Source organism: Paenibacillus sp. FSL W7-1332, assembly GCF_037969785.1.
Classification (GTDB): domain Bacteria; phylum Bacillota; class Bacilli; order Paenibacillales; family Paenibacillaceae; genus Paenibacillus_AQ.
This window is the reverse complement of sequence record NZ_CP150209.1, coordinates 4,932,139-4,955,962: the sequence shown is the minus strand read 5'-3', so window position 1 is coordinate 4,955,962 and position 23,824 is coordinate 4,932,139. Positions and strand designations below refer to the sequence as shown.

The 23,824-nt window shown below is 50.9% G+C and carries 25 protein-coding genes; 20 read left to right on the top strand and 5 right to left on the bottom strand.

Annotated features, from left to right (window positions below):
* Positions 1–34 precede the first annotated feature (34 nt).
* From fabD to ftsY, 7 genes are all read left to right on the top strand, one after another.
* A complete protein-coding gene (fabD, locus tag MKX98_RS22235; protein ID WP_339218386.1) occupies positions 35–967 on the top strand; it encodes an ACP S-malonyltransferase in 933 nt (310 codons plus the stop codon).
* A 47-nt stretch (positions 968–1,014) separates the two neighbouring features.
* A complete protein-coding gene (gene fabG / locus MKX98_RS22230) occupies positions 1,015–1,764 on the top strand; it encodes a 3-oxoacyl-[acyl-carrier-protein] reductase (RefSeq protein WP_071220042.1) in 750 nt (249 codons plus the stop codon).
* A gap of 109 nt (positions 1,765–1,873) precedes the next feature.
* On the top strand, positions 1,874–2,107 hold the full coding sequence (acpP, locus tag MKX98_RS22225; protein WP_006211375.1) for an acyl carrier protein: 234 nt from the start codon (positions 1,874–1,876) through the stop codon (positions 2,105–2,107).
* Between the two features lie 164 nt (positions 2,108–2,271).
* Entirely contained in the window at positions 2,272–3,510 is a 1,239-nt protein-coding gene (fabF, locus tag MKX98_RS22220) for a beta-ketoacyl-ACP synthase II (RefSeq protein ID WP_194543603.1), read from the top strand.
* 12 nt (positions 3,511–3,522) lie between these two features.
* Positions 3,523–4,221: a ribonuclease III gene (gene rnc, locus MKX98_RS22215; protein ID WP_071220044.1), complete on the top strand. Its 699-nt coding sequence runs from the start codon at positions 3,523–3,525 to the stop codon at positions 4,219–4,221.
* A 206-nt stretch (positions 4,222–4,427) separates the two neighbouring features.
* Entirely contained in the window at positions 4,428–7,997 is a 3,570-nt protein-coding gene (gene smc / locus MKX98_RS22210) for a chromosome segregation protein SMC (protein WP_194543602.1), read from the top strand.
* Between the two features lie 27 nt (positions 7,998–8,024).
* Positions 8,025–9,026 (top strand): signal recognition particle-docking protein FtsY, encoded by a 1,002-nt coding sequence (gene ftsY, locus MKX98_RS22205; protein WP_071220046.1) that lies wholly within the window; start codon positions 8,025–8,027, stop codon positions 9,024–9,026.
* Positions 9,027–9,118: 92 nt separating this feature from the next.
* Here ftsY and MKX98_RS22200 read toward each other — a convergent pair whose 3' ends face one another.
* The 5 genes from MKX98_RS22200 to MKX98_RS22180 form a co-directional block, all read right to left on the bottom strand.
* Positions 9,119–9,322: a hypothetical protein gene (locus tag MKX98_RS22200; protein WP_071220047.1), complete on the bottom strand. Its 204-nt coding sequence runs from the start codon at positions 9,320–9,322 to the stop codon at positions 9,119–9,121.
* Positions 9,323–9,384: 62 nt separating this feature from the next.
* Entirely contained in the window at positions 9,385–9,660 is a 276-nt protein-coding gene (locus tag MKX98_RS22195; RefSeq protein WP_233355007.1) for a hypothetical protein, read from the bottom strand.
* Positions 9,661–9,724: 64 nt separating this feature from the next.
* Positions 9,725–10,735 (bottom strand): polysaccharide pyruvyl transferase family protein, encoded by a 1,011-nt coding sequence (locus MKX98_RS22190; protein WP_220684576.1) that lies wholly within the window; start codon positions 10,733–10,735, stop codon positions 9,725–9,727.
* A gap of 29 nt (positions 10,736–10,764) precedes the next feature.
* Complete coding sequence (locus tag MKX98_RS22185; RefSeq protein WP_339218381.1) at positions 10,765–11,937, bottom strand: glycosyltransferase family 2 protein; 1,173 nt, start codon at positions 11,935–11,937, stop codon at positions 10,765–10,767.
* Complete coding sequence (locus tag MKX98_RS22180) at positions 11,934–12,962, bottom strand: glycosyl transferase family 1 (protein WP_194543599.1); 1,029 nt, start codon at positions 12,960–12,962, stop codon at positions 11,934–11,936. The genes MKX98_RS22185 and MKX98_RS22180 overlap by 4 nt, the downstream gene beginning before the upstream one ends.
* A gap of 259 nt (positions 12,963–13,221) precedes the next feature.
* Between MKX98_RS22180 and wecB the strand changes: the two genes are divergently transcribed.
* The 13 genes from wecB to ylqF all read left to right on the top strand — a co-directional run bounded on the left by wecB (position 13,222) and on the right by ylqF (position 23,744).
* Complete coding sequence (wecB, locus tag MKX98_RS22175) at positions 13,222–14,286, top strand: UDP-N-acetylglucosamine 2-epimerase (non-hydrolyzing) (RefSeq protein WP_194544875.1); 1,065 nt, start codon at positions 13,222–13,224, stop codon at positions 14,284–14,286.
* Between the two features lie 118 nt (positions 14,287–14,404).
* The gene (locus MKX98_RS22170; protein WP_194543598.1) at positions 14,405–15,052 is read left to right on the top strand and encodes a hemolysin III family protein; all 648 of its coding nucleotides are present in this window, start codon (positions 14,405–14,407) and stop codon (positions 15,050–15,052) included.
* Between the two features lie 137 nt (positions 15,053–15,189).
* Positions 15,190–15,546: a putative DNA-binding protein gene (locus MKX98_RS22165; protein ID WP_071220053.1), complete on the top strand. Its 357-nt coding sequence runs from the start codon at positions 15,190–15,192 to the stop codon at positions 15,544–15,546.
* A gap of 21 nt (positions 15,547–15,567) precedes the next feature.
* Positions 15,568–16,950 (top strand): signal recognition particle protein, encoded by a 1,383-nt coding sequence (ffh, locus tag MKX98_RS22160; RefSeq protein WP_071220054.1) that lies wholly within the window; start codon positions 15,568–15,570, stop codon positions 16,948–16,950.
* Between the two features lie 48 nt (positions 16,951–16,998).
* On the top strand, positions 16,999–17,271 hold the full coding sequence (rpsP, locus tag MKX98_RS22155; protein ID WP_006211361.1) for a 30S ribosomal protein S16: 273 nt from the start codon (positions 16,999–17,001) through the stop codon (positions 17,269–17,271).
* A gap of 21 nt (positions 17,272–17,292) precedes the next feature.
* Positions 17,293–17,523, top strand: coding sequence for a KH domain-containing protein (locus MKX98_RS22150; RefSeq protein WP_006211360.1), 231 nt, complete (start codon positions 17,293–17,295; stop codon positions 17,521–17,523).
* Between the two features lie 111 nt (positions 17,524–17,634).
* Positions 17,635–18,156, top strand: coding sequence for a ribosome maturation factor RimM (gene rimM, locus MKX98_RS22145; RefSeq protein WP_194543597.1), 522 nt, complete (start codon positions 17,635–17,637; stop codon positions 18,154–18,156).
* Positions 18,157–18,159: 3 nt separating this feature from the next.
* Positions 18,160–18,978: a tRNA (guanosine(37)-N1)-methyltransferase TrmD gene (gene trmD, locus MKX98_RS22140; protein WP_339218378.1), complete on the top strand. Its 819-nt coding sequence runs from the start codon at positions 18,160–18,162 to the stop codon at positions 18,976–18,978.
* 168 nt (positions 18,979–19,146) lie between these two features.
* Positions 19,147–21,264 (top strand): collagen-like repeat preface domain-containing protein, encoded by a 2,118-nt coding sequence (locus tag MKX98_RS22135; protein WP_339218376.1) that lies wholly within the window; start codon positions 19,147–19,149, stop codon positions 21,262–21,264.
* Positions 21,265–21,376: 112 nt separating this feature from the next.
* Positions 21,377–21,520: a hypothetical protein gene (locus MKX98_RS22130; protein WP_181469736.1), complete on the top strand. Its 144-nt coding sequence runs from the start codon at positions 21,377–21,379 to the stop codon at positions 21,518–21,520.
* 240 nt (positions 21,521–21,760) lie between these two features.
* Positions 21,761–22,105 (top strand): 50S ribosomal protein L19, encoded by a 345-nt coding sequence (rplS, locus tag MKX98_RS22125; protein WP_015736355.1) that lies wholly within the window; start codon positions 21,761–21,763, stop codon positions 22,103–22,105.
* 103 nt (positions 22,106–22,208) lie between these two features.
* The gene (lepB, locus tag MKX98_RS22120) at positions 22,209–22,823 is read left to right on the top strand and encodes a signal peptidase I (protein WP_036663956.1); all 615 of its coding nucleotides are present in this window, start codon (positions 22,209–22,211) and stop codon (positions 22,821–22,823) included.
* A gap of 54 nt (positions 22,824–22,877) precedes the next feature.
* Positions 22,878–23,744, top strand: a complete 867-nt coding sequence (gene ylqF, locus MKX98_RS22115; protein WP_339218367.1) for a ribosome biogenesis GTPase YlqF — start codon at positions 22,878–22,880, stop codon at positions 23,742–23,744.
* Positions 23,745–23,824 lie beyond the last annotated feature (80 nt).

Below are 23,824 nucleotides of genomic sequence, written 5' to 3'. Positions count from 1 at the left end.
GACCTAGTGAAATAAAAGAAGGGAGCTAACGATTTTGGGTAAAACAGCATTTATATTTCCAGGTCAGGGCGCTCAGTCCGTCGGAATGGGAAAGGATGCCTATGATGCGGTTCCTGCCGCAAGGAATTTGTTTCTTACCGCGGACGAACAGCTTGGATTTCCGCTCAGCTCCATTATTTTTAATGGTCCTGATGAAGATTTGAAACAAACGGTAAATACGCAGCCAGCTCTCCTCGCAACCAGCATGGCTTATCTGGAAGCCATTCGCGGCAAGGGGGTCGAACCGGATTACGTTGCGGGACATTCCCTTGGCGAATACAGCGCACTTGTATGTGCAGGCGTGCTCTCTTTCGAAGAAGCGGTATCGATCGTTAGAGCCCGCGGAGAATACATGGAGGCAGCCGTACCCGGAGGTCAAGGCGCCATGGCAGCCGTCCTTGGCGCAGACCGTGAGGCTTTGTCCGAGCTGTGCAAGAGCATTACGGCAGAGGGACATGTTGTAGAACTTGCGAACATGAACTGTCCGGGACAAATCGTCATCTCGGGTTCCGCACAGGGCGTCGCAGCTGCCGCAGAAAGAGTCAAGGAAGCAGGCGGCAAGCGGGCTATCCCTCTGGAGGTAAGCGGACCCTTCCATTCGACCTTGATGAAGGAGGCGGCTAACCGACTGGCTGATAAACTGGAGCAGGCTGCGTTTAATACCCCATCCGTTCCGGTAGTTGCCAATGTGACGGCGCGTCCGGTGGAAGATGCCGCTGCCATCCGCGGTCTGCTGGTGGAGCAGGTTTACTCCCCCGTGCTATGGCATGACAGCGTGGAATGGATGATCGCTCAAGGAGTGGACACCTTCGTCGAGATTGGTCCCGGCAGTGTTCTCAGCGGTTTGATCAAGAAGATTGACAAATCCGTCAAAGTCATTAATGTAAATAGTCTGGACAGCGTCAGCAGTTTGGAGACGGTCGTATAAATAACGATGGATAAAAACCAGATCACTTTCGGAAAGGAGGAATAGGTATGAGTGAAGCTCTAAAAGGACAGACTGCGCTTGTTACGGGTGCTTCCCGCGGCATTGGCCGGAGCATTGCTCTCGGACTTGCCGATCTGGGCGCTAACGTTGCTGTCAATTATGCAGGCAGCGAAGCAGCTGCAGCCGAGGTTGTGGAAGCGATTCGCGCAAAAGGCGTATCGGCCATCGCGGTTAAATCCAACGTTGGACGGACCGAAGAAGCCGATGCCATGGTAAAGCAGGTGTTGGAGACTTTTGGTCGAATTGATATCCTGGTGAATAATGCAGGGATCACTAGAGACAATCTAATCATGCGGATGAAGGAAGAGGAGTTCGATCAGGTAATCGAAACGAATCTGAAAGGGGTATTCAATTGCCTTAAGGCGGTGACGCGTCCTATGATGAAACAACGTTATGGGCGCATTATCAATATATCCTCCGTTGTCGGAGCGCTTGGCAATCCGGGGCAGGCCAACTATGTTGCGGCCAAAGCCGGAGTCATCGGTCTGACCAAATCAGCCGCTCGGGAGCTCGCTTCCCGTGGAATTACGGTGAACGCCGTGGCACCTGGTTTTATCGATACCGATATGACCCGGGAACTTCCTGAGGACATGCGGGAAGGCCTGCTTGGCGGAATTCCGCTCGCCCGTCTGGGGCAGCCGGAGGAAATTGCCGGCGTGGTTGCTTTTCTAGCATCTTCCAGTGCATCCTATATGACTGGACAAGTGCTGCATGTGGATGGCGGCATGTATATGTAGGCGCCGCCAATGTTCCGGCGCTGGCCGCTGGGCATTAAATCGTTTTCAAATGCCTTCTATGGCAATTTGAAGTCATATCTCGTATAATTACCAAGAGGAGGTGAGCCGGATGTCCGATGTATTGGAACGCGTGAAACGCATCGTTATCGACCGCCTGGGTGTTGACGAAGCCGACGTAACATTAGAAGCATCTTTCAAAGACGACCTTGGAGCTGATTCTCTCGATGTAGTTGAATTGGTGATGGAGTTGGAAGATGAGTTTGATATGGAGATCTCTGATGAAGATGCGGAGAAAATTACGACCGTAGGTGAAGTTGTAAACTACATACAATCTCATACCTAAGTCATTACAGTTAAGTCCCGTTCTTTAGCAAGACGGGACTTCTCCACATTCAATCGAAGCTTTTTTAGCACAAACAAGTGATAGATTATTACTGCCTTCGTTATCATGAGTCTGCATGTGCGGCTTCATAGATGGACGGGCAGTCCATATAGAGGTGAAACTGTTTGAAACATAGAGTCGTTGTAACAGGAATGGGCGTCATGACCTCGATTGGTCAAGACCTGGATACATTCTGGAACAGTTTGATGGAAGGCAAGTCCGGCGTATCCCGCATCGAAGCATTTGATGTGAGTGATTACACAACACAGATTGCAGCATCCATGAAGGATTTTAATCCGGAGGATTACATGGATCGCAAAGAAGCCCGCAAGATGGACCGTTTTGTACAGCTTGCGGTTGCAGCCGGTGCGAAGGCGCTGGAGGACAGTGGCCTTGAAATTGGCGTGAATGCCGATGCAGAACGGGTTGGCGTTTCGATCGGATCGGGTATCGGCGGTTTGGGAACTTGGGAAGATCAGCATAATATCTTGCTCGAAAAAGGCCCGAAACGTGTAAGCCCCTTCTTTATTCCAATGATGATCGCTAACATGGCCTCAGGCCAGATGTCGATCAATCTGGGAGCCAAGGGTCCGAACACTACACAGGTTACGGCTTGTGCTACCGGAACGCATTCGATCGGCGATTCATACCGTCTGATACAGCGCGGTGATGCCGATGTCATGATCTGCGGCGGGGCGGAGGCAACCATTCGTCCAACAGGGATGGCTGGTTTCTGCGCTATGCGTGCAATGTCAACCCGCAATGACGAGCCGGAAAAAGCCAGTCGGCCATTCGATACCGGCCGCGACGGTTTTGTTATGGGTGAAGGCGCGGGCGTGCTTGTGATCGAGTCCCTGGAGCATGCGTTGAAACGCGGTGCCAAAATTTATGCCGAGGTGGTTGGCTATGGCCTTAGTGCCGATGCCCATCATATTACCGAGCCGGATCCGGATGGAGCAGCTCGCTGCATGAAGATGGCGATCCGTGACGCAGGCATTGCGCCGGAAGATGTGGATTATATTAATGCTCACGGGACTTCAACGCCGGTGGGAGACCGCTCGGAAACCAAGGCCGTTAAGATGGCTCTCGGTGACCATGCCTATAAAGTAGCCGTTAGTTCAACCAAGTCGATGACGGGGCATTTGCTAGGCGCTGCCGGCGGCGTTGAAGCGGTTATCTGCGGACTGAGCTTGAAGAATCAAACCATTGCACCAACGATTAACCTGGAGGATCAAGATCCGGAGTGCGATCTTGACTACGTACCGAATCACCCGCGTAAAGCCGATTTGGATATCGTCATGTCCAATTCGTTCGGATTTGGCGGGCATAATGCCACGATTATCCTGAAAAAATACGCCGAGTAAGGGGACAGTGTGTTGAGTGGAGATCTGAAGCAGTTACAGCATAAACTTCAAATCCAGTTTCGCAATGCAATGCTGCTGAAGCAGGCCTTTACCCACGCATCTTATGTAAACGAACATCGCTTCAGTCAGAGCCAGGACAACGAGCGTCTTGAATTTCTAGGGGATGCTGTTCTGGAGCTGACGGTGAGCGAATTCTTATACAACCTTTTTCCGGACCGTCCGGAAGGCGAGTTAACCAAGCTGCGGGCCGCTATCGTATGTGAGCCCTCCCTGGTGCAATTCGCTGTAGGTCTGGACTTTGGTCGTTACGTTCTGCTAGGCAAAGGAGAGGAAATGACGGGCGGTCGAACCCGCCCGGCTCTTCTGGCAGACGTATTTGAGTCATTTGTGGGGGCGCTTTATCTGGATCAGGGATTGGAAGCGGTTCGCCGGTTTTTAAGCGACCATGTCTTTCCCACGGTGACCGTCAACGGTCGTCCGCAGATGAGCGATTATAAGACTGAGCTTCAGGAACTGACCCAGCATCACGGCATGGGCGCACTGGAATATCGTATCGTAGAAGAGCGAGGACCGGCACATGAGCGGGAGTTTGTCTCGGAGGTATACATGGGAAGCGAATGTCTTGGACGCGGAAGCGGCAGATCCAAGAAAGAAGCCGAGCAGCAGGCAGCGGCAGTAGCCTTAAAGCAGCTGAAACGTGCGGATGCCTAAAGCTTCGCTGATGTGATGACAAACAAAGAGCAAAGAGCAGTCAAGCGGATAACCGGACCCGGATAGGATGACTGTTTTTTGCTCTTTTCGTTGTCTGTCTTTTGATCAAGGGACAGCTGCTTATAACGTTGATGGACCTCGTCCAAAGACGGCGGTGAAGCCGATTCTACTTATGTTACAATAGCAGGAGAGGTGATAGTTCGAATATGTTTTTGAAACGGATCGAGTTAGCAGGATTTAAATCGTTTGCCGACAAGACGGAGATGGAATTTGTCCGGGGAATTACAGCCGTTGTAGGTCCGAATGGCAGCGGAAAGAGCAACATTTCCGATGGGATCCGCTGGGTGCTTGGCGAGCAGAGCGCCAAATCGCTTCGCGGCGGCAAGATGGAGGACATTATCTTTGCCGGAAGCGATGCGCGTAAAGCGGTTAATTATGGAGAGGTCTCCCTTACTCTGGATAATGAGGATCATGTACTACCGCTGGATTTTAATGAGGTAACCGTAACTAGGAGGGTGCACCGCAGCGGGGACAGCGAGTATTTCATTAATAGGCAATCATGCCGACTCAAGGATATTACGGAGCTGTTCATGGACACCGGAATTGGTAAAGAAGCCTATTCCATCATTGGACAAGGCCGGATCGAGGAAATATTGAGTACACGTTCAGAAGATCGCCGGGGGATTTTTGAGGAAGCATCCGGGATCGTTAAATATAAATCCCGTAAAAAAGAGTCTGTACGCAAGCTGGATGAAACAGAGCAAAATCTGCTTCGCATCCACGACTTGGTCACGGAGCTTGAGGATCAGATCGGACCACTCAAAGAGCAGTCCGAGAAGGCCATTCGCTACAAGGAGCTTCGGGAGAAGCTGAAGCACAAGGAAATCTCGCTGTATGTGTATCAGATCGAACAGATACATACCTCATGGAGCGAGGCCAATGCCAAGCTTGAACAGCTGAAGGAAGAACAGCTCGCGCTGTCCACCGTTGTATCCGCGCACGATGCCAAGCTGGAAAGTGACAGATCAGCGCTGCGCCAGCTGGAGCAGGAAGTTGAGGATCTGCAGAGCCAGCTGCTTCAATTCAGTGAGCTGTTCGAGAAGAGCGAAGGCTATGGCGAGGTGCTCAAGGAACGCCGCCGCAACCTGGAACGTACGCGCGAGCAGCTGGAAGAAAGTTTGCAGTCAGGCGATCAACGTCTAGGAGCGCGCGTAGGCGAGCTTGCGAGCATGAAGAGCAAGCTGCAGGAGCTACAGCAGGAATTAACCCAAGTGCGGGACCAGCTGTCAGCGGAAGAAGCGAAGCTGGTGGGCGTAACCGGCGGAATCAGCCAACAGCAGGAAGAGAGCTTGAAGGGGAATTTACTGGAGCTTATGAACCAAATGGCTCAAGCCCGGAATGAAATCCGTTACGCCGACCAGCAGCAGGAAGCGCTGGATCGGCGGATGAATCGGGCGCAAGAGGAGTCGGGTAAATGGGAAGCCCTGAAAGAGGATCTGCTCCGCCGCAAAGATAGCATCGATCGAAGTATTGAACGCTTCGGTAAAGAGATTGCAGAACTCCGCAGCGGTTATATCAGCGAGAGTGAGCGATATCAATCCCTGCAGAAATTGCAGGAAGAGACGCAGGGAGCGCTTCGGAAATGGGAGCAGAAGCGGGAGGCGCAGATTTCCCGCCGCGATACCATGAAAGAGCTTCAGGACGATTTTGACGGATTTATGCTGGGGGTTAAGGAAGTACTGAAGGCTTCCCGCAAATCCGTGCTCCACGGGGTCCATGGTGCGGTGGCCGAGCTGATTCGTGTACCGGAAAAGTTGGAGCTTGCGATGGAGACAGCCCTTGGCGCATCGGTTCAGCATATCGTCATGGAGAACGAATCCGTATCCAGGCAGGCGATTGCCTTCCTGAAGCAGCGCCAGTTAGGACGGGCAACCTTCCTGCCTTTGGACGTCATTCGTCCACGGAACGTATCCGCTTCGGATCGGCACTTGGCAGAAGGAGAAGCCGGGTTTGTAGGCTTTGGCTCCGAGCTGGTGAAGTATGATTCAAGATACAGCAACATCGTCGGCAGCCTTCTGGGCAATGTCGTGATCGCCGAGACCTTGGAGCAAGCGAACAAAATTGCTGCAAGATTCTCCTATCGCTTCCGTGTCGTCACACTCGAGGGCGACGTGGTCAATGCAGGCGGATCCATGACAGGCGGCAGTCAGCACAAGAAAACGAACAGCCTGCTGGGACGCAAGCGTCAGTTGGAGCAGCTGGATCAGGAAATCACGGAGACCGAGAAGCAGCTGGAGAAGCTGCAGCAGGGCATTGAAGGCGTCCGGAATCAAATGATCGAATCTCAGGATAAGCTGGACGAGCTTCGTAAAGCCGGAGACGACAAGCGAATCGAGGAACAGCAGGCTGCAGGGGACCGCAAGCAGCTTGAGCATGAGCTGCGCCACGTCCTCGAACAAGCCGAGCTGGCAGGCGAGGAGAAGAGCAGTCAAGAGAAGGAAGCCAAAGAGATTCAGGCAAGCCGTGAACGCGCGCAGAAGCTGTTGTCTGAGCTGGAGGAGGAAGAGAAATCAACCCATCTGGCGATCCAAGCTGCAGAATTTGCCCGTAAAGCTAATGAGTCGGCGAAGGAAGAGCTTCAGAGTCAGCTGACAAACCTCAAGGTTCGCGAAGGAAAGCTGGATCAGGAAACCTTCTCGCTGGAGGAGCAGCTCAAGCGCCTTCAGTCGGATGTCGACAACCACGAGAAGGAGCAGAAACAGAACCGCACGATGCTGGCCTCCGTTCAAGCCGACCTGAATCAGAACGAAAGCGAAAGCGTAAAGCAGATCGAGGATCTGAACCAGTACAAGCTGAAGAAGGAAGAGGCTACGCAGCAGCTGGAATTCAAGCGGGCTGCACGCACCGCGCTTAGCCGGAAGCTGGAGCTGGAAGAGAGCGAAACCAAGGAACAGCGCACGCAGCTGCGGGCCGTGGATGATCAGCTTCGCCAGACCGAGATTGGGGTAAACCGGCTCGACGTTGAGCTTGAGAATATATTGAAGAAATTAAGCGAGGACTACGAGCTGAGTTATGAGCTTGCCAAGCAGCGGTATCCGATTCCGGAAGACATCACTGCCGCTCAGAACGAAGTGCGTGACTTGAAGAGGTCGATAACTTCCCTGGGAGATGTCAATCTTGGGGCCATCGAAGAGTATCAGCGCGTTAATGAGAGATACCTGTTCTTAAGTGAGCAAAAGGCGGATCTGGTTGAAGCGAAGACAACCCTGTACCAGGTCATTAAGGAAATGGACGATGAAATGTCCAAGCGTTTCAAGCTGACGTTTGATGCGATCCGGCGCGAGTTCGGCACGGTATTTACGAAGTTGTTCGGAGGTGGACGTGCCGACCTGGTCCTGATCGATCCGGACCGATTGCTTGAGACGGGGATCGATATCGTTGCGCAGCCTCCTGGCAAGAAGCTGCAGAATCTGCAGCTTCTCTCCGGTGGTGAGCGTGCATTAACCGCTATGGCGCTGTTGTTTGCCATTTTGCAGGTGAAGCCGGTTCCGTTCTGCGTACTGGATGAGGTCGAAGCTGCGCTTGATGAAGCGAATGTGGTGCGGTTTGCCCAGTATCTGCGGGAGTTCTCTGAGCAAACGCAGTTTATCGTGGTCACCCACCGCAAAGGAACGATGGAAGAGGCTGACGTGCTGTACGGCGTCACGATGGAAGAAGGCGGCGTGTCGAAGCTGGTGTCCGTCAAGCTTGAGAATGAGGAAGCGGAGATTGCCTAATTTAACATAACGACATGGAGGGTACGTATGAGCTTTTTTAAGAAGTTAAAAGAGAGCATTTCCAGCAAAACGGAAAACGTAACAAAACAGTTCCGGGACGGACTCGAGAAAACTCGGAAGGGATTTATCGAGAAAGTGTCGGACCTGGTCATTCGCCGGAAAAAGATCGATGAAGAATTTTACGAGGAGTTGGAAGAGATTCTGATTGGCGCTGACGTCGGCGTCAATACGGTGATGGATCTGATGGACGATCTTCGTGCCGAAGTGAAGAAACGGCGGATCGAGGACGCTGCCGATCTGCAGCCGGTCTTGTCCGAGAAGCTGATGGGACTCCTTCGTGATGACAGCAGCAATGAGCTGAGGGAGAATCCGGATGGAATTACGGTCATTCTGTTTGTAGGCGTTAACGGAGTCGGCAAAACCACCACGATTGGTAAGCTGGCACATCGTTACAAGCAGGAGGGCAAGAAGGTTTTGCTCGCCGCTGGCGACACATTCCGTGCAGGTGCGATTGAACAGCTGGAGGTATGGGGAGAACGGGTTGGCGTTGAAGTCATTAAACAGCAGCCCGGCTCAGACCCGGCAGCTGTTATGTTCGATGCGGTTCAAGCAGCCAAGCAGCGGCAAGCGGATGTTCTGCTCTGCGACACGGCGGGACGTCTTCAGAACAAAACGAATCTGATGGAAGAGTTGAATAAAATCTTCCGCGTTATTCAACGCGAAATCCCTAGCGCTCCGCATGAGGTGCTGATGGTCCTTGATGCGACGACAGGACAGAATGCGCTAAGCCAGGCGAAGCTGTTCGGAGAGAAGAGTGGTGTGACCGGCCTCGTATTAACCAAGCTGGATGGTACGGCTAAGGGTGGCATCGTTATCGCGATTCGGCAGGAGTTGAATCTTCCGGTGAAGCTGGTAGGCTTGGGAGAGAAAATGGGCGATCTCCAGACCTTTGACTCGGAGCAGTTCGTTCATGCCCTCTTTGCGGGTTTGATTAAAGAAGAAGAGAATGCCGCAGAACAACAAGGCTAGGCACTTGTCTAGTCGCTATGTATACAAAAGGACCGAAAGTATAACTTTCGGTCCTTTTCCATGTTCGGTTCAATCTACGGGCACATGCATTTTTATGAAGAGACGATTCGAACGAACTCAATCGAACGAAGCGGGATGATGGCAGTATCTGTAGGAGGACCATAGATGATGGGTGGTACTTTTAAGGTGATGGTTCCCTCGCCCACTTCGGTCAGCGTGCCGATGATCACATCTCCCGACACCGTTACTTCGGTTTCCGAGCCGATAAATCCTTGCAGCCAATCCACGTAGCGCATATCGGTTAACCTCCTTGCCGTAATGAAAGTTTGAAGCTGACATTCCGTATCATCTGAAGGTATTACTGAACGGAAGTAATATTGGCAAATGGAATCAGCACAAGGTCACCCGATGCTTCACGGAGCTGAACACCATCTTCAGCAGTAGCCAGAACGACTCCTTCCAGCGTAACAAACGTTGTGCTGACCCGTACTTGTTGGCCGGTACGGACTTCGAAAAATTGAATCAGCTCCGGATTAATCGTTAAACCCGTGAGAACCTGACTCTCCAGTGACTCTACCCGTTCGGTTAGTTGACTGGTTTCCTGGCTTAGAAGTTCGACCTGCCGTGTTAACATTTTGACTCTGCCGGCAAGTCTTCTGCAGAACAGGAAGCAACACATAGTCATTCTCCTTTCTGTATTACCAACGGTTGTGCTCCTCGATATGGTTCTTTAAATCCAGAAGTGAAGCGGTGCTTTCTTCCTCCGCTGCGCGGATCATGGGCATAACTCGCTGCACATGACCAGGGCCGTATTTAAGGAAGGTTTCGGTTTTATCGACCAGCACATCAAGCGGCTGACGATAATCCGTAAAGTACTGACCGAGACGAAAAGAGCTCAGCAGGCTATGCACTTTGCTCATGGTGCTAAGCGCCAGCACAGGCTTGCCGCCGCGTAAAGCGGCTAGCGTCGGGTGAAGCTTGAATGATATCAGATAGTCCACGGATTGTATGAAGCTGTAGGTGAGCTCGATATCCATGAGAAACGGCAGTGTTTCAATGGAAGCGCCGGGGGTTAGCTCCCTTACCTTCTGCTGCAATTGCAGACATGTGTTGTAATCGGAGTACGCGTTGCCCGGATGATGAATAACAGGAATAAGGACGGTATGATAACCTTTGGCGATAAGATGCCCCAGCAGTTTGGTCATGTTCTCCATCGGGAACGATTCATAGGAAAACACAACAACGCCAACGGTGGGGCGCTTAGAGAATCGTTTCACCGGGATATCGGGTTGACGGTAGCCGAATACCATATCAGGGGCGGTTTCAACATTTCGGTGGAAGCCTGCCCGCCTGGCGATGGCCGACGATCGCTCATCCCTGAACACTGCGCGGTTTGCCTTGGAGATCATCTCCCGGTAGGCGGATACCTGCTCCTCAGGCCAGGTGTGTTCCGGGTAGGCGTCCACGATGCCGACACCGTAGACCCAGGTAGGCTGTCCTTTGAGCTGCGGAGGGAAGTAATACGAATTGAATGAGTAGGGTGTAATTAAATCGCCACCACCGATGATGAAGGCATCCGTCTGGCGGGGATCCAATCGGGAGTTCCATGGATAGACGTGATGATCGTGGAATACCTGGCGAAGGGTGTGAAGAAATAAATCATCACCGAAGTTTCCCATTCCATAGTACCCGGAAGCGGCAATATGCATTTACGTATCACCTCCTTTTCAAGCGTTGTCTAGCTCTTGCCTGTTTGCTGACACCAGGCTTCGAAGAGGCTGCGGTTACGTTGGCTGGTGCTGCTGCCATAAAGGACGCGATGATACAAGACGGCATCGACCTGAACCGGTGAGCTGTGCTTAAGAAGCCTGGCGGTGACATCGATATCTTCGAAGATACGCCCGAGACGATCCTCCCGATTCCACCAGCCCCCAATGGCGATTAGGGATGACTTGCGATACATTCGAGGGACAAGCGGGTGCCCATGTCGAGTCGTTCGATTTAAGGAAGCAGACCAAGACGAATAAAGATGGCCCGAATCAACATTTTTTCTCCATAGAGGACCGAACTGCCGGGTTCGTTCCCAGCATCCATACCGCCCCGTGGCCATTCTGCCGTCCGGATTCTGGTCAAGCGCGTCGGACAGGAGTTCGATCGCATCCGGTGCCAGCCAGTCATCTCCATCCAATTCCAGAATATATCGCCCCTTTGCTTCAAAGAGCAGCCGATTCATCATGATCGCCTTTCCGCGGTTACGCGATTGGGACAGGACCCGAATTCTGCTGTCAAGATAAGCACAGGCTTCCTCGAGACTGCCGTCCTCCGAGCCGTCATCGCCTATTAGCAGCTCCCAACTATCGCTTGATTGAGCCAATACGGAACGGATGCTCCAGCCTAAAGAGTCCTTCATATTATGAATGCTCATCAGAATGGAGACGACAGGTTGCGGAGGAATTTCAGGGGATAAGGCCCCTTTCGAGCTGGCGGTATTCTCTCGTATCCTTGTTGCCGACAGAATAGGGAGAATATACTCCAGATCTTTTTGATACGGAGGATTTTGCGTCGGGTCCAAATGCATCGTAAGGCTTGGATCGGCGGGCAGCAGATCGTAAGACAGAAATTTAGCAGCCGGAAGCCTGTTATCCCAGCGGGTGAGAGCAGCAAGCAGCCAGGTTTTTCTCCAATATAGAGGGGCACCGTTCATGCATATACAGACAACACGATCTGGAATATGGGGTGGTATCGGAATGGAATGCTGTGCGCTTTTATGGGAAAAAGACAAGGTACCGCTCCATAGAATCCACTCATGCTCTATTTGTGAGACTTCCTGAATGATTTGTTCACGATAGGCTGTCGTATCGATGGCCCTGTAGCCGAATGGCTGGGTACGGATTCTGGCATAAGGTTTCAATGGGGGTTCATGCCTTTGTCCAGGATGGCCTGACGGATCACTTGATCGGCTTTCAATCCGCGTTCAACCCAGCGATTCTCTCTGGCGTAGGCAATGCGGCCCAGTTTATGCTCTTCCGTGTCCGGGTGATGGAGCATGGAGGACAGCTTGCCCAAGAAATCATCATGGGTGGTCGCTGTAGTAACATGCGGCTCCATGGCGATGCATTCCGGCAGAGCCGTCGACAATACCCTGACACCGGATGCCAGATACTCGTATGCTTTGACTGGATTGGTTGCCAGCGTAATCGGATGATATTGGAAGGGGATCAATGCAACGTCTATATGAGTCAGATAACGTTTGAGCTCCTGGTGCGGCTTTTCACCGAGTATATGCACATTGGGGAGCTTCGAATAATCGCCGGAGCTGCCGTAAGGAGCTCCAATGGAAACGAATTGGACGTTTGGAAAACGGAGGGCCGCCTTAGCGAACAGCTCATGATCTACCCAATAAGCCCAGGCGCCGATATAAGCGACAACAGGACCCGGAGGGAGATCGGTGGGTCTTTCACTGAATGGAATATGGAAAAATGAAGAGTCTGCGCCATTCGGGATCAGGGTAAGCGGTTTATCCGGATATGCCAGGGACAACCGGGTGTGAATCACCTCTGCGGTACATACGACATGGTCCGCTTCATCAATCATTTTAGGTTCATATTTTGCCCAATGCGGAAATTCATCACAGCAGTCGTAGATGGTGACGTCGGGTTTGAAGAGTGTGGAAATGCGCGTACGGAGCTTAGACCAGGTCGTCCAGACGACAATCGGATGTTCTTTGCGAAGAGCAGGCAGCTTTTTGTGCAAAAAGGTTTTGGTATCTGTGAACAGGAACACATTCGGTTCAATTTCTTTGAATTCCTTATCCAGCGGTGCCAGGTTTTCGAAGAAAACCTGATGACCAAGCGCGCCCAATTGAGCCATAAGCTGCTGCGGTCTCTGTTTCATATACGACCAGTTCATCGTTCTCGGATAAATGATAACAGCCAAGAGGTTTCCTCCTTTCTTTGTACTCGGGATAATATATGCGTTGCTAGCTTCATAGAATTGGACGAATAAGCCGAATCGCAGAAAAATGGTTGATTTCTACAAGCTTGCTCATGACCGGAACGAATCTATCAACTTTCCATATAATGCTTAAGATATGAGGTTTCAGATCTATCTTTTCATATAAAACGAGGGGGAGTGAAGGTTCGTGAAACATAAAAATGTTCTGGTTATATTCGGAACGCGTCCGGAAGCGATTAAAATGGCACCTTTGGTCAAGGAATTGGAGTCAGCCCCGGGATTAACTCCAATCGTATGCGTAACCGCCCAGCACCGGGAGATGCTGGACCAGGTGCTTCGTTTTTTTGAAATCCAGACGCAAACGGATCTGAATATCATGAAGGAAGGGCAATCCTTATACAATTTGAGCGCTGACCTGCTAAAAGGGATGGAGAAGGTATTCCAAGCTAGAAAATATGATCTAGTGCTGGTCCATGGAGATACCACAACGGCATTCATTGGTGCTTTGGCAGCTTATTACGCGAAGGTTCCGGTGGGACATGTGGAAGCAGGGCTGCGGACGTATGACAAATACGCGCCGTTTCCAGAGGAGATGAATCGCGAGTGGATCGGCAGGGTGGCGGATATGCATTTTGCTCCGACGGCGCTGTCGGCAGCAAATCTCAAAGCCGAGAATCGATCGGCTCACGTGTATGTAACGGGAAACACGGGAATCGATGCAATGAAGTGGACGCTAAAGGCTCCCTTTAAACATCCGATACAGCACAAATTACGGCAAGATAGCCGCTTAATACTGATGACCATGCATCGGCGGGAGAATTGGGGAGAACCGATGAAAGGGGTATTTGAGGCTGTGAAGCGGGTGATCCAGAAGCACCCTGACATTGAAGTGATATATCCGGTTCATCCGAACCCCGTACTGCAGGAGGCGGTCGCGCAAGAGCTTGAGGGGCACGAGCGAATCCACTTGACCGAACCGCTCGATGTCGTTGATCTCCATCATATCATGCAGCGTTCCTATCTGGTCTTGACGGACTCCGGCGGCATACAGGAGGAAGCGCCGTCACTGGGGAAGCCGGTTCTGGTGCTGAGGGATAAAACCGAACGCCCCGAAGGGGTTACAGCAGGCACTCTAAAATGCGTTGGTACGGAGTGTGAAGCGGTTCAGGCAGAAATAGAGCGACTGCTGACGGATAAGGAAGCGTACCACAGCATGGCCAGAGCCCATAATCCGTTTGGCGACGGCACCGCGTCCCGCCAAATCGTCAGCGCCATCCAGCGATTCTTCCAATCGCAGAGGGGTTGATATAGGGGACGGCTTTGATTTTGCATGCCCGAAGGGCGTATAATGAAGTATAAGTCGGGTTCAAAAAGTCAGTTTTTTGAATAACCTCTATAAGATTTCAAGCGAAAGGATACCTGTTATGGCCAATACTTACACTTATCCACGCAGAGAAGAGATAGCGAATGCAATAACACATGGCATAGGAGCGGCACTGAGCGTTGCTGCGCTGGTGCTGCTGATCGTATTTTCAAGTTTGAAAGGAAATGCCTGGCATGTGGTGAGCTTCACAATCTACGGATCAACGATGCTCCTGCTGTATTTGAGCTCCACGCTCGTACACGGTTTGAGAGACGGGAAAGCCAAGGATTTCTTTGAGTTTATGGATCACTCTTCCATTTACTTGTTCATCGCAGGGACGTATACGCCATTCCTGCTGGTTGCCATCCGGGGATCGCTGGGCTGGAGTCTCTTTGGGATCGTATGGGGCATTGCGCTGTTCGGTGTCGTGTTCAAAGCATTTTTCGTCAAGAAGTTTCTGTTCCTCTCCACGATATTCTATATTGCGATGGGCTGGCTGATTGTCATTGCCTGGAATCCGTTAACGGCGGTTGTAGCGTCGCAAGGCATGAATTTGCTTGCCCTTGGGGGCGTACTGTACACGCTGGGTACCATATTCTATGTATGGCGGGGGTTTCCTTACCATCATGCCATCTGGCATTTGTTTGTTCTGGCGGGTTCGATTCTTCACTTTTTTGCGATACTGATATACCTTCTTCCTATCGGTTGAACGGGTAGGAAGAAGGCTTCCTGCACATGAAGAAGGATGACAAGGGAAATGGCTTGACATCCTTCTTTGTTTTTTGTATGATAAGGTTCGTTAAGCGAACTGTAAAGTGTTTTTCCTTGACGAGGGGGTGCCCTTAAATGAGTCAGGAGAATCGGCTCGAGAAGACGAACCGGATCAATTTGCTGTTCGATTTCTATGAGCAGCTGCTGACAGAGAAACAGCAGACCTTTTTGAAATATTATTTCCATGATGATTTTTCCCTTGGAGAAATCGCTGGTGAATTTGAGATTAGTCGTCAGGCCGTCTATGAGCATATTAAGCGCGCAGAACAGGTGCTCGAGTCCTATGAAGAGAAGTTGGGCCTCTTGAGCAAGCATGAAACGCGCATCCGGGAGCTGGATAAGTTTCGGGTAATGGTGGAGCGTAGCGACCTGGGTGAACATGATAAGAATGTAATGACCGATATGGTCGAACGATTAAAAGTATGGGATTAAGTATGAACGGAGGTGGCGGATATGGCGTTTGAAGGATTGACCAGCAGACTACAGAATGTGTTTAGCAAGCTTCGTGGTAAAGGCAAGGTGTCCGAGGAAGATGTAACAGCCGCCATGCGTGAAGTCAGACTCGCGCTTCTCGAAGCCGACGTTAACTTCAAAGTGGTTAAGGATTTCGTATCCAAAGTAAAAGAGAAGGCCATCGGCAAGGAAGTGATGGACAGCTTTACGCCCGGCATGGTGATCATTGACATCGTTAATAAAGAACTGACGGAGTTGATGGGAGGAAGCCAAGCCAAACTGGCGAAGAGCAACAAGCCGCCAACAGTTATTATGATGGCCGGTTTGCAAGGTGCCGGTAAGACAACGACTTCGGGTAAGCTGGCCAAGCTGCTTCAGAAGCAGAACAGCCGACCGCTGCTCGTTGCCGGCGATATTTATCGTCCAGCGGCGATCAAACAGCTCGAAGTACTCGGCAGTCAGATCAACGTACCGGTGTTCTCGCTAGGAGACAAGACAAGCCCGGTTGAAATCGCAAAACAGGGCCTCCAGCATGCCAAAGATAACGGTCACGATTATGTCATTATCGATACCGCCGGCCGTCTTCATGTCGATGAAGAGCTGATGGAAGAGTTGAAGCAGATTCACAGCGTAGTGAATCCTGATGAAGTCCTGCTTGTCGTTGACGCGATGACGGGTCAGGATGCGGTGAATGTCGCGGAAAGCTTCAATCAGCAATTGACGCTCACGGGCGTCGTACTGACGAAGCTGGACGGCGATACCCGAGGCGGTGCCGCCCTCTCGGTTAAGGCCGTTACCGGATGTCCGATAAAATTCGCCGCGCTTGGCGAGAAGATTGATGCGCTCGAACCGTTCCATCCGGAACGGATGGCATCGCGGATCCTCGGCATGGGCGATATGCTGTCGCTTATCGAGAAAGCACAATCGAACATTGATGCAGACAAGGCCAAGGAAATGGAACGCAAAATGCGCAATGCCGAATTTACGTTCGAGGATTTCCTGGAGCAGATGGATCAGGTCAAGAAGCTCGGTCCTCTGGATCAGCTGATGGATATGATTCCCGGCATGGGCAAGATGAAGCAAGCCAAGGATCTCAAGGTGGACGAGAAGCAGATGGGACGCATTGAGGCTATTGTTCACTCCATGACAACAGCGGAGAAGCAGCAGCCTGACATTATCAATCATAACCGTCGTAAACGGATTGCGGCGGGAAGTGGAACCTCGCTGGCTGAAGTGAACCGGCTTATCAAGCAGTTTGACGAAATGCGCCGCGTGATGAAACAGTTCTCGGATATGATGGGTCCTAAAGGCGGCAAGAACAAGGCCATGAAACAACTGAAAGGCTTGACTGGCGGAAAAGGCATGAAATTCCCGTTCCGTTAAGTTACGGTGATATCGAATGGACATTTTTTGAAGGAGGTGAATTTTCAAATGGCAGTACGTATTCGTCTGAAACGCATGGGTGCTCACAAGGCTCCTTTCTACCGCGTGGTGGTTTCTGATTCCCGTTCCCCGCGTGATGGCCGTTTTATCGAGGAAATCGGTTATTACAATCCGGTTGCTCAACCGGCTGAAGTTAAGATCGATGAAGAGAAAGCACTGAACTGGCTTCAAAATGGTGCGCAAGCATCTGACACGGTTCGCAACTTGCTTAGCAAAGCGGGCGTAATGAAGAAGTTTCATGAGCTGAAGCATCAGAAATAAGACTGATCGCGAGGGTTATCTATGGAAGAATTAGTTCGCGTTATTGCTAAGGCTTTAGTGGATCATCCAGAAGATGTGACTGTGAAGACCGTTGAGAAGGAGCACTTGATTGTATATGAGCTGTACGTGCATCCTGACGATGTCGGGAAGGTCATAGGCAAACAAGGGCGTATCGCCAAATCATTGCGTACAGTCGTAACATCGGCGGCGGTTAAAATGGATAAACGGGTGACCGTTGATATCATTTCTTAAAATATACGAAAGGGGGTTAGGATGCATGTCCTAGCCCTTTTTCGTACATGCTGAAGAAATCAGCCGGTCATACTAGCGTGAACGTTCATTAAGTGATGCAGGAGGAAGACCATGTCTGAAAAGTTGTTTACTGTAGGGAAAATCGTGAATACGCACGGCATCCGTGGGGAAGTTAAAGTCATGCCGCATACGGATTTTGCCGACCAGCGATTTGCTCCAAAGAGCCAGCTGTACATTGTCCCCGAGAAGGGGAGCAAGATTGAAGCAACGGTGGATACATCCCGTTTTCATAAAAACATGTACATCCTTAAATTCAAGGAGCTGCATGGCATCAATGATGCCGAGAAATATAAAGGCTCGCTGCTGAAGATATCAGCGGATCTTCAAGAGGAACTTCCGGAGAACGAGTACTACTTCCATGAGATTATTGGCTGCAAGGTGATGACCGATGAAGACCCTGCTGAGGAGCTCGGCACGATCTCCGAAATTCTGACGCCGGGCGCTAACGATGTGTGGGTTGTCAAAACGCCTCAGGGAAAAGAAATTCTTCTTCCGGCCATACCGGATGTCGTACTTGATGTAGACAAGGAAGCGAAGCTTGTCCGCGTGCATCTCATGGAAGGGTTGTTATAGTCCATGCGGATTGATGTGCTGACGCTGTTCCCCGAGATGTTCGATGGCGTATTTCAATCGAGTATTTTGGGTAAAGCGGCCGAGAAACAAATTGTGAGCTTGAATGCAATCAACTTCCGCCAGTATGCCGGGAACAAGCATGGTCAGGTCGATGACACTCCATATGGCGGAGGCGGAGGGATGGTGTTAAAGCCGGACCCGATTTTTGCTGCGGTGGAGGATATTCTTGCTTCCAATGGGAATGAGATTGCAAACCATGGCGGCGATGGGGCTAATCCTGCCGAGGAGATTCCAGCGGAAGTCTCCGGAACAGTCAAGCCTCCGCGAGTCATTCTGATGTGTCCGCAAGGAGAGACTTTTACGCAGAAGAAGGCGGAAGAATTATCACAGGAAGACCATCTGGTGTTTATATGCGGGCATTACGAAGGTTACGATGAACGAATTCGTGAGTTTCTTGTTACCGATGAGTTGTCCATCGGAGATTATGTGCTCACCGGTGGAGAGCTGCCGGCGATGGTTGCCATCGATTCTGTAGTCCGATTACTTCCGGGTGTACTTGGCAATGAAAACTCAGCGGTGACGGATTCATTCAGTACAGGGCTGCTCGAATATCCGCACTATACACGTCCTGCTGAGTTTCGCGGCTGGAAAGTGCCGGATATCCTGCTAAGCGGTCATCATGCGAATATCGACGTGTGGCGTCGGGAACAAGCGCTTAAGCGGACATGGGAGCGTCGCCCGGAATTGTTAGACAAGCTGGAATTGTCGAAACAGGATCGAGCGTATATAGACAAGCTACAGCGAGAAGCGGGATCCTCATAAGCTTTTTTGCTCAATCGAAGAACAGATCTGTGAGCACAGGTCTGTTCTTTTTTTTATTCCTTAAACGAACCGGTTTCAAGCTGGCACCCCAGAACAAAATTCGTATGAATTGAATAGTGTGATAAATAGGCGTTTGCGGATGTATGAGATCGTAAGGGGTGAAATCGATTGAGGCAAGAAAGAAGGAAGCGTAGGGACAGCAAGGCTGTCATTCAAGGACTTACATCTGGACGAATCCGTGTAGGAAGGAACCAAGCCACTCGATTCGTTACATTGATCTGTCAATTAACGTCACTGTTACGCGCATTTGTGGAACAGCCGGTTAACGAGAATTTCACGCTTATCAAAATACAATTGCAGAGCCTTAACGACCTGGTCTCGGGAATGAGGTTTTCGCTGCGAGAACGGCGGGGGCTTAGCCAGGCCGTGCAGCAAATTGCAAGGATTTCCAATGCGGACAATCTGGAAGGGATCCTAACAAGATTGAACGAAGTCATGACGTTGTTTCAATTATATGGAGAACGACTCGGAGTCGGGGGCGAGATCGGAACGGATATCGAGGCTTCACAACAAGGTATTCAATCTAGGCTGGAGTATGCGTTTCCGAGTGCGGATGCTGTGCCGTTGGTCAATTTAATGAACAATCTGCCTTTATATATTATGAATGCAACGACGAATCCAGGGGCATCGTCGCGCCATCAGCTTGCAGAAGTACTCCAAGGAATTAACCGGCAGGCTGCGAGATTAGGGAGTTCCGGACCACAGTTAAGTAGGCTGCAAGCAGCAGCGGATGGAATTCAAGTTTCGCTTTTGAATGGAGCTTCGCCTGAATTTTTGAATGAACAGTTGACTAATTATACGAATGCTCTTTCAGGAGCGGTAGCGACGTTAAACATTCCAGTGACTGTCCAACAAGCTGCCGTTCAATCTCTGGCAGTTGTAGCAAGGACGAGCGCTGTGAGCGTTCAGGGTCTAACAATCCAGGAAACCCTAGGAAGCGTACCGAGTAACGCTCGGCCGGGCGTGACTGGAGCAACGGGGGCAACAGGAGCAGCAGGAGCAACAGGAGCAGCAGGAGTGACAGGGGCAACCGGGGTCACAGGAGGAACAGGAGCAACGGGGGCAATAGGCCCGGCAAGCGCCACGCGAGCTACCGGAGAAACTGGCGCTACGGGAGCAACTGGGGTAGCCGGAGCAACAGGGTCAGTAGGGGCTACAGGAGCTGCAGGCGTGACGGGAGCCACGGGGACAGCAGGTCTCGCTGGTGCAACCGGTGTGACAGGACCGACGGGAGCTACCGGAGCTACCGGAGATGCGGGTGTTACAGGGCTAACGGGAGCAACTGGTGCAACGGTGGCAACTGGTGCAGTAGGGGCTACAGGAGAGACTGGAGCTACAGGGGCAACTGGGGTGACGGGAGCAACTGGTGAAACTGGTGTCACGGGAGCGACTGGAGAAACTGGAGCAAGTGGAGCAACAGGGTCAACGGGTGCAACAGGGTCAACGGGAGCAGCAGGAGCAACTGGAGCAACCGGAGTCACGGTGGCGACAGGCCTGACAGGAGCAACTGGTAAAACTGGTGTCACGGGAGCGATAGGAGTAACAGAAATACCCGGAGCAACTGGAGAGACCGGAGCAGCAGGAGTTACGGGAGCGACAGGAGCAACTGGGGCAACAGGAGCAGCAGGGACCACGGGTGCAATCGGAGCAACTGGGGTAACTGGAGCAACGGGTGCAATCGGAGTAACGGGATCGACGGGTGTAACGGGAGCAACAGGCGCAACCGGAACAGCAGGAATCACGGGTGCAACTGGGGTAACAGGAGCCACAGGAGTGACCGGTGCAACAGGCCCGGTAGGCCCGACCGGTCCAAATGGCTCCGCTACCCTTGTGGGAGGTAGTGTCATCTATGCCAGCAACGGTGCCACTCAAAATGTGGCTACCAATTCACCTGTTACTTTCTCTACAAGCACACTTCAAGGTGTAACTTTTAATGGTACAACAACGCTGACCATCGTGACAGCTGGTTTCTATTACTTTGACTGGCAGATTTCGCTCCAAACTGGTTCGACGGCGCCCAACACGTTTGGGATCGTTGTGAATGGAAATACCACGAGTACGGCGAACATGAACTCCATTTCGACCAACGCCGAAGTCTCAGGATCTGCCGTCATCAATTTAAGCGCAGGTAACACTGTAGGGCTCTATAATTTATCGCCAGTGGCCAAGTCGATTACAGCTCCTCAAACCGGTGCCAGAATTACTATCTTTAGAATTGGCTCATAACCCAGCATTGTATACTTCAGGGGCATTTTTTTAATAATGACTGATACAGCCCCTTCATTGGTGGGTAATATGTATCTGGAGAAACACTTGAGAGACGGGGAGGCATCTAGTCATGACAGAACATCGACAACAACAGGAAGCGAAAATAGAAGATACAAACAATACAGAAGTCCAATTTCAAACGGTAGACGACATTCTTGAATACTATGGCAAGCGCCACAAAGGACTGCACGACTCGAAAGAAAGCGTAAATTAAGTTCAGCCTAACCGCTTCCTCGCATGATTTTTCATGCTGGAAGTGGTTTTTTTATGAACGAAAGCTCGGTGAAAAACTGGCCTAACCATGAGGGTGTAAAGATAAAACACTTGATTCGGACTGCGAAATATGTTATTATTTCTTTTGTTGTGAATACGGTGGTCCGCTGCGGATAATGAAGGAAATACATAGAGTTTCCGGAAGATGCAAGAACACCTGTGTGAGAGGAGGGAGTCATAGATGAATATCGTTCAAGCGATTACTCAAGAACAACTTCGTAAAGATATTCCGAGCTTTCGTCCTGGTGATACTTTAAAAGTACACGTTAAGGTTATCGAGGGAACTCGTGAGCGTATCCAGTTGTTTGAAGGTGTAGTAATTAAACGTCGCGGTGGCGGAATCAGTGAGACTTTTACCGTTCGTAAAATTTCTTACGGTGTTGGTGTGGAAAGAACTTTCCCAATCAACTCGCCTAAAATCGATAAAATCGAAGTGGCTCGCCGTGGTAAAGTGCGTCGTGCGAAGCTTTATTATCTTCGTGAACTGCGCGGTAAAGCAGCGAGAATTAAAGAAATTCGTCGTTAATTACAAGGCGGTAGAAAGGGGCTTGTGCGTATATACAAGCCCCTTTTGTATATCCAAAAATCGTTATCATGCGAAAGCGATCTATAGGGAAGGACGGTGGGTTATGGAGAAAGATCAACACCAGGAGGCCATTGAAACCAACGTGGGGAAACCGGCCAAAAAGGCTAAGAACGAGCTTGTAGAATGGCTGAAGGCTCTTCTCATTGCTCTGGTTCTCGTCGTTCTCATTCGCTGGCTTCTCTTTAAACCGTTTATTGTGCAGGGTCCATCCATGGAACCTAACTTTGTATCCAATCAGAAGCTGATCGTCAATGAGATTTTATATGATATCCGCAAACCCGAGCGTGGAGAAGTTATCGTGTTCCATGTTCCTGATGAGGGCAGGGATTTCATTAAACGCGTAATTGCAGTTGCTGGTGATACGGTTAAAGTTGAAGGCGATAAAGTGCTTGTCAACGGGGAGCCTGTGAATGAAACCTACATACAGGAAGCAATTGATCAAGCTCATGCTGAAAACAGATTATACAATAACACGGACTTTCCGAACTCGTTCGTTCAGGACGGCGTTGTGCCAGAAGGCCATGTGTTTGTGATGGGGGATAACCGCTCCAACAGCACGGACAGCCGTATGATAGGATATGTTCCTTTGGGGGATATTATCGGGCGAGCAGACTTGATCTTCTGGCCGATTAAAGACATAGGGCTCATCAACCATTAGCCATGGCGCTATAGAAACGATGAAAGTTTGCAGAGCAAAGTAGAGGTGACGACGTTGACAATACAATGGTTTCCCGGACATATGACCAAAGCGCGCCGCCAAATTCAGGAGAAGCTGAAGCTGATCGATGCTGTAATTGAACTGATCGATGCGAGGCTTCCGCTCTCAAGCCGAAATCCCATGATTGACGAGATTTTGCAGGGCAAGCCGCGGCTCATTATTATGAACAAAGCCGATTTGGCAGATCCTGAGGTAACAAGGGAATGGCAAGCCCATTTCAAAGAAAACGGCTTAACCGCCTTCCCTGTAGATGCATCCACGGGGACAGGTGTTAAGGATATTCCGAATCAGATCAAGCTGCTGCTGAAAGAGAAGATTGACAAACAAATCGCCAAGGGCATGAACCCGCGAGCTATGCGGGTGTTGATCGTGGGGATTCCGAATGTAGGCAAATCCACGCTGATTAACCGGCTTGCCGGCCGGAACATCGCCGAGACGGGAGACCGTCCGGGTGTCACCAAAGGGCAGCAGTGGATTAAGGTTGCCGGCGGTGAGATGGAATTACTGGATACACCCGGTATCCTGTGGCCAAAGTTCGAGGATCAGAATGTAGGGTACCGCCTGGCGGTCACCGGCGCCATTAAAGAGGAAATATTGAATGTAGAGGATATTGCCTTTTTTGCGATCAAATATTTCTCCAACTATTATTGGGAATCGATGAGCGAGCGCTTTGATCTTAAGGAGCGCCCCACGGATCTGGATAACCCGGATGAAATTGTCGCGGTCATGGAAGCGATCGGAAAAAAACGCGGCTGTATCGTAAGCGGCGGAAGAGTCGATCTGGAAAAAGCCTCAAGCATTTTCCTGCGTGAGCTTCGCGCAGGTAAACTAGGGCGATATTCCATGGAATCGCCTTATTGAATCGTTAACGGAGAATGGGAGGATGAACTGCCTCTCACTCCAGCTCAACCCGAAAGAACCGTTCTGCCCGAATACCGGGA

Excerpts from the sequence above, each read along its gene's own strand:
- MKX98_RS22150 (WP_006211360.1), top strand. The coding sequence starts at position 17,293 with ATGGAAGAATTAGTTCGCGTTATTGCTAAGGCTTTAGTGGATCATCCA.
- lepB (WP_036663956.1), top strand. The coding sequence starts at position 22,209 with ATGGAGAAAGATCAACACCAGGAGGCCATTGAAACCAACGTGGGGAAA.
- acpP (WP_006211375.1), top strand. The coding sequence starts at position 1,874 with ATGTCCGATGTATTGGAACGCGTGAAACGCATCGTTATCGACCGCCTG.
- trmD (WP_339218378.1), top strand. The coding sequence starts at position 18,160 with ATGCGGATTGATGTGCTGACGCTGTTCCCCGAGATGTTCGATGGCGTA.
- MKX98_RS22200 (WP_071220047.1), bottom strand. The coding sequence starts at position 9,322 with ATGCGCTACGTGGATTGGCTGCAAGGATTTATCGGCTCGGAAACCGAA.
- MKX98_RS22130 (WP_181469736.1), top strand. The coding sequence starts at position 21,377 with ATGACAGAACATCGACAACAACAGGAAGCGAAAATAGAAGATACAAAC.
- MKX98_RS22170 (WP_194543598.1), top strand. The coding sequence starts at position 14,405 with ATGGCCAATACTTACACTTATCCACGCAGAGAAGAGATAGCGAATGCA.
- ffh (WP_071220054.1), top strand. The coding sequence starts at position 15,568 with ATGGCGTTTGAAGGATTGACCAGCAGACTACAGAATGTGTTTAGCAAG.
- MKX98_RS22195 (WP_233355007.1), bottom strand. The coding sequence starts at position 9,660 with ATGTTAACACGGCAGGTCGAACTTCTAAGCCAGGAAACCAGTCAACTA.
- rpsP (WP_006211361.1), top strand. The coding sequence starts at position 16,999 with ATGGCAGTACGTATTCGTCTGAAACGCATGGGTGCTCACAAGGCTCCT.
- ftsY (WP_071220046.1), top strand. The coding sequence starts at position 8,025 with ATGAGCTTTTTTAAGAAGTTAAAAGAGAGCATTTCCAGCAAAACGGAA.
- fabG (WP_071220042.1), top strand. The coding sequence starts at position 1,015 with ATGAGTGAAGCTCTAAAAGGACAGACTGCGCTTGTTACGGGTGCTTCC.
- rplS (WP_015736355.1), top strand. The coding sequence starts at position 21,761 with ATGAATATCGTTCAAGCGATTACTCAAGAACAACTTCGTAAAGATATT.
- MKX98_RS22190 (WP_220684576.1), bottom strand. The coding sequence starts at position 10,735 with ATGCATATTGCCGCTTCCGGGTACTATGGAATGGGAAACTTCGGTGAT.
- smc (WP_194543602.1), top strand. The coding sequence starts at position 4,428 with ATGTTTTTGAAACGGATCGAGTTAGCAGGATTTAAATCGTTTGCCGAC.
- rimM (WP_194543597.1), top strand. The coding sequence starts at position 17,635 with ATGTCTGAAAAGTTGTTTACTGTAGGGAAAATCGTGAATACGCACGGC.
- wecB (WP_194544875.1), top strand. The coding sequence starts at position 13,222 with ATGGCACCTTTGGTCAAGGAATTGGAGTCAGCCCCGGGATTAACTCCA.
- MKX98_RS22165 (WP_071220053.1), top strand. The coding sequence starts at position 15,190 with ATGAGTCAGGAGAATCGGCTCGAGAAGACGAACCGGATCAATTTGCTG.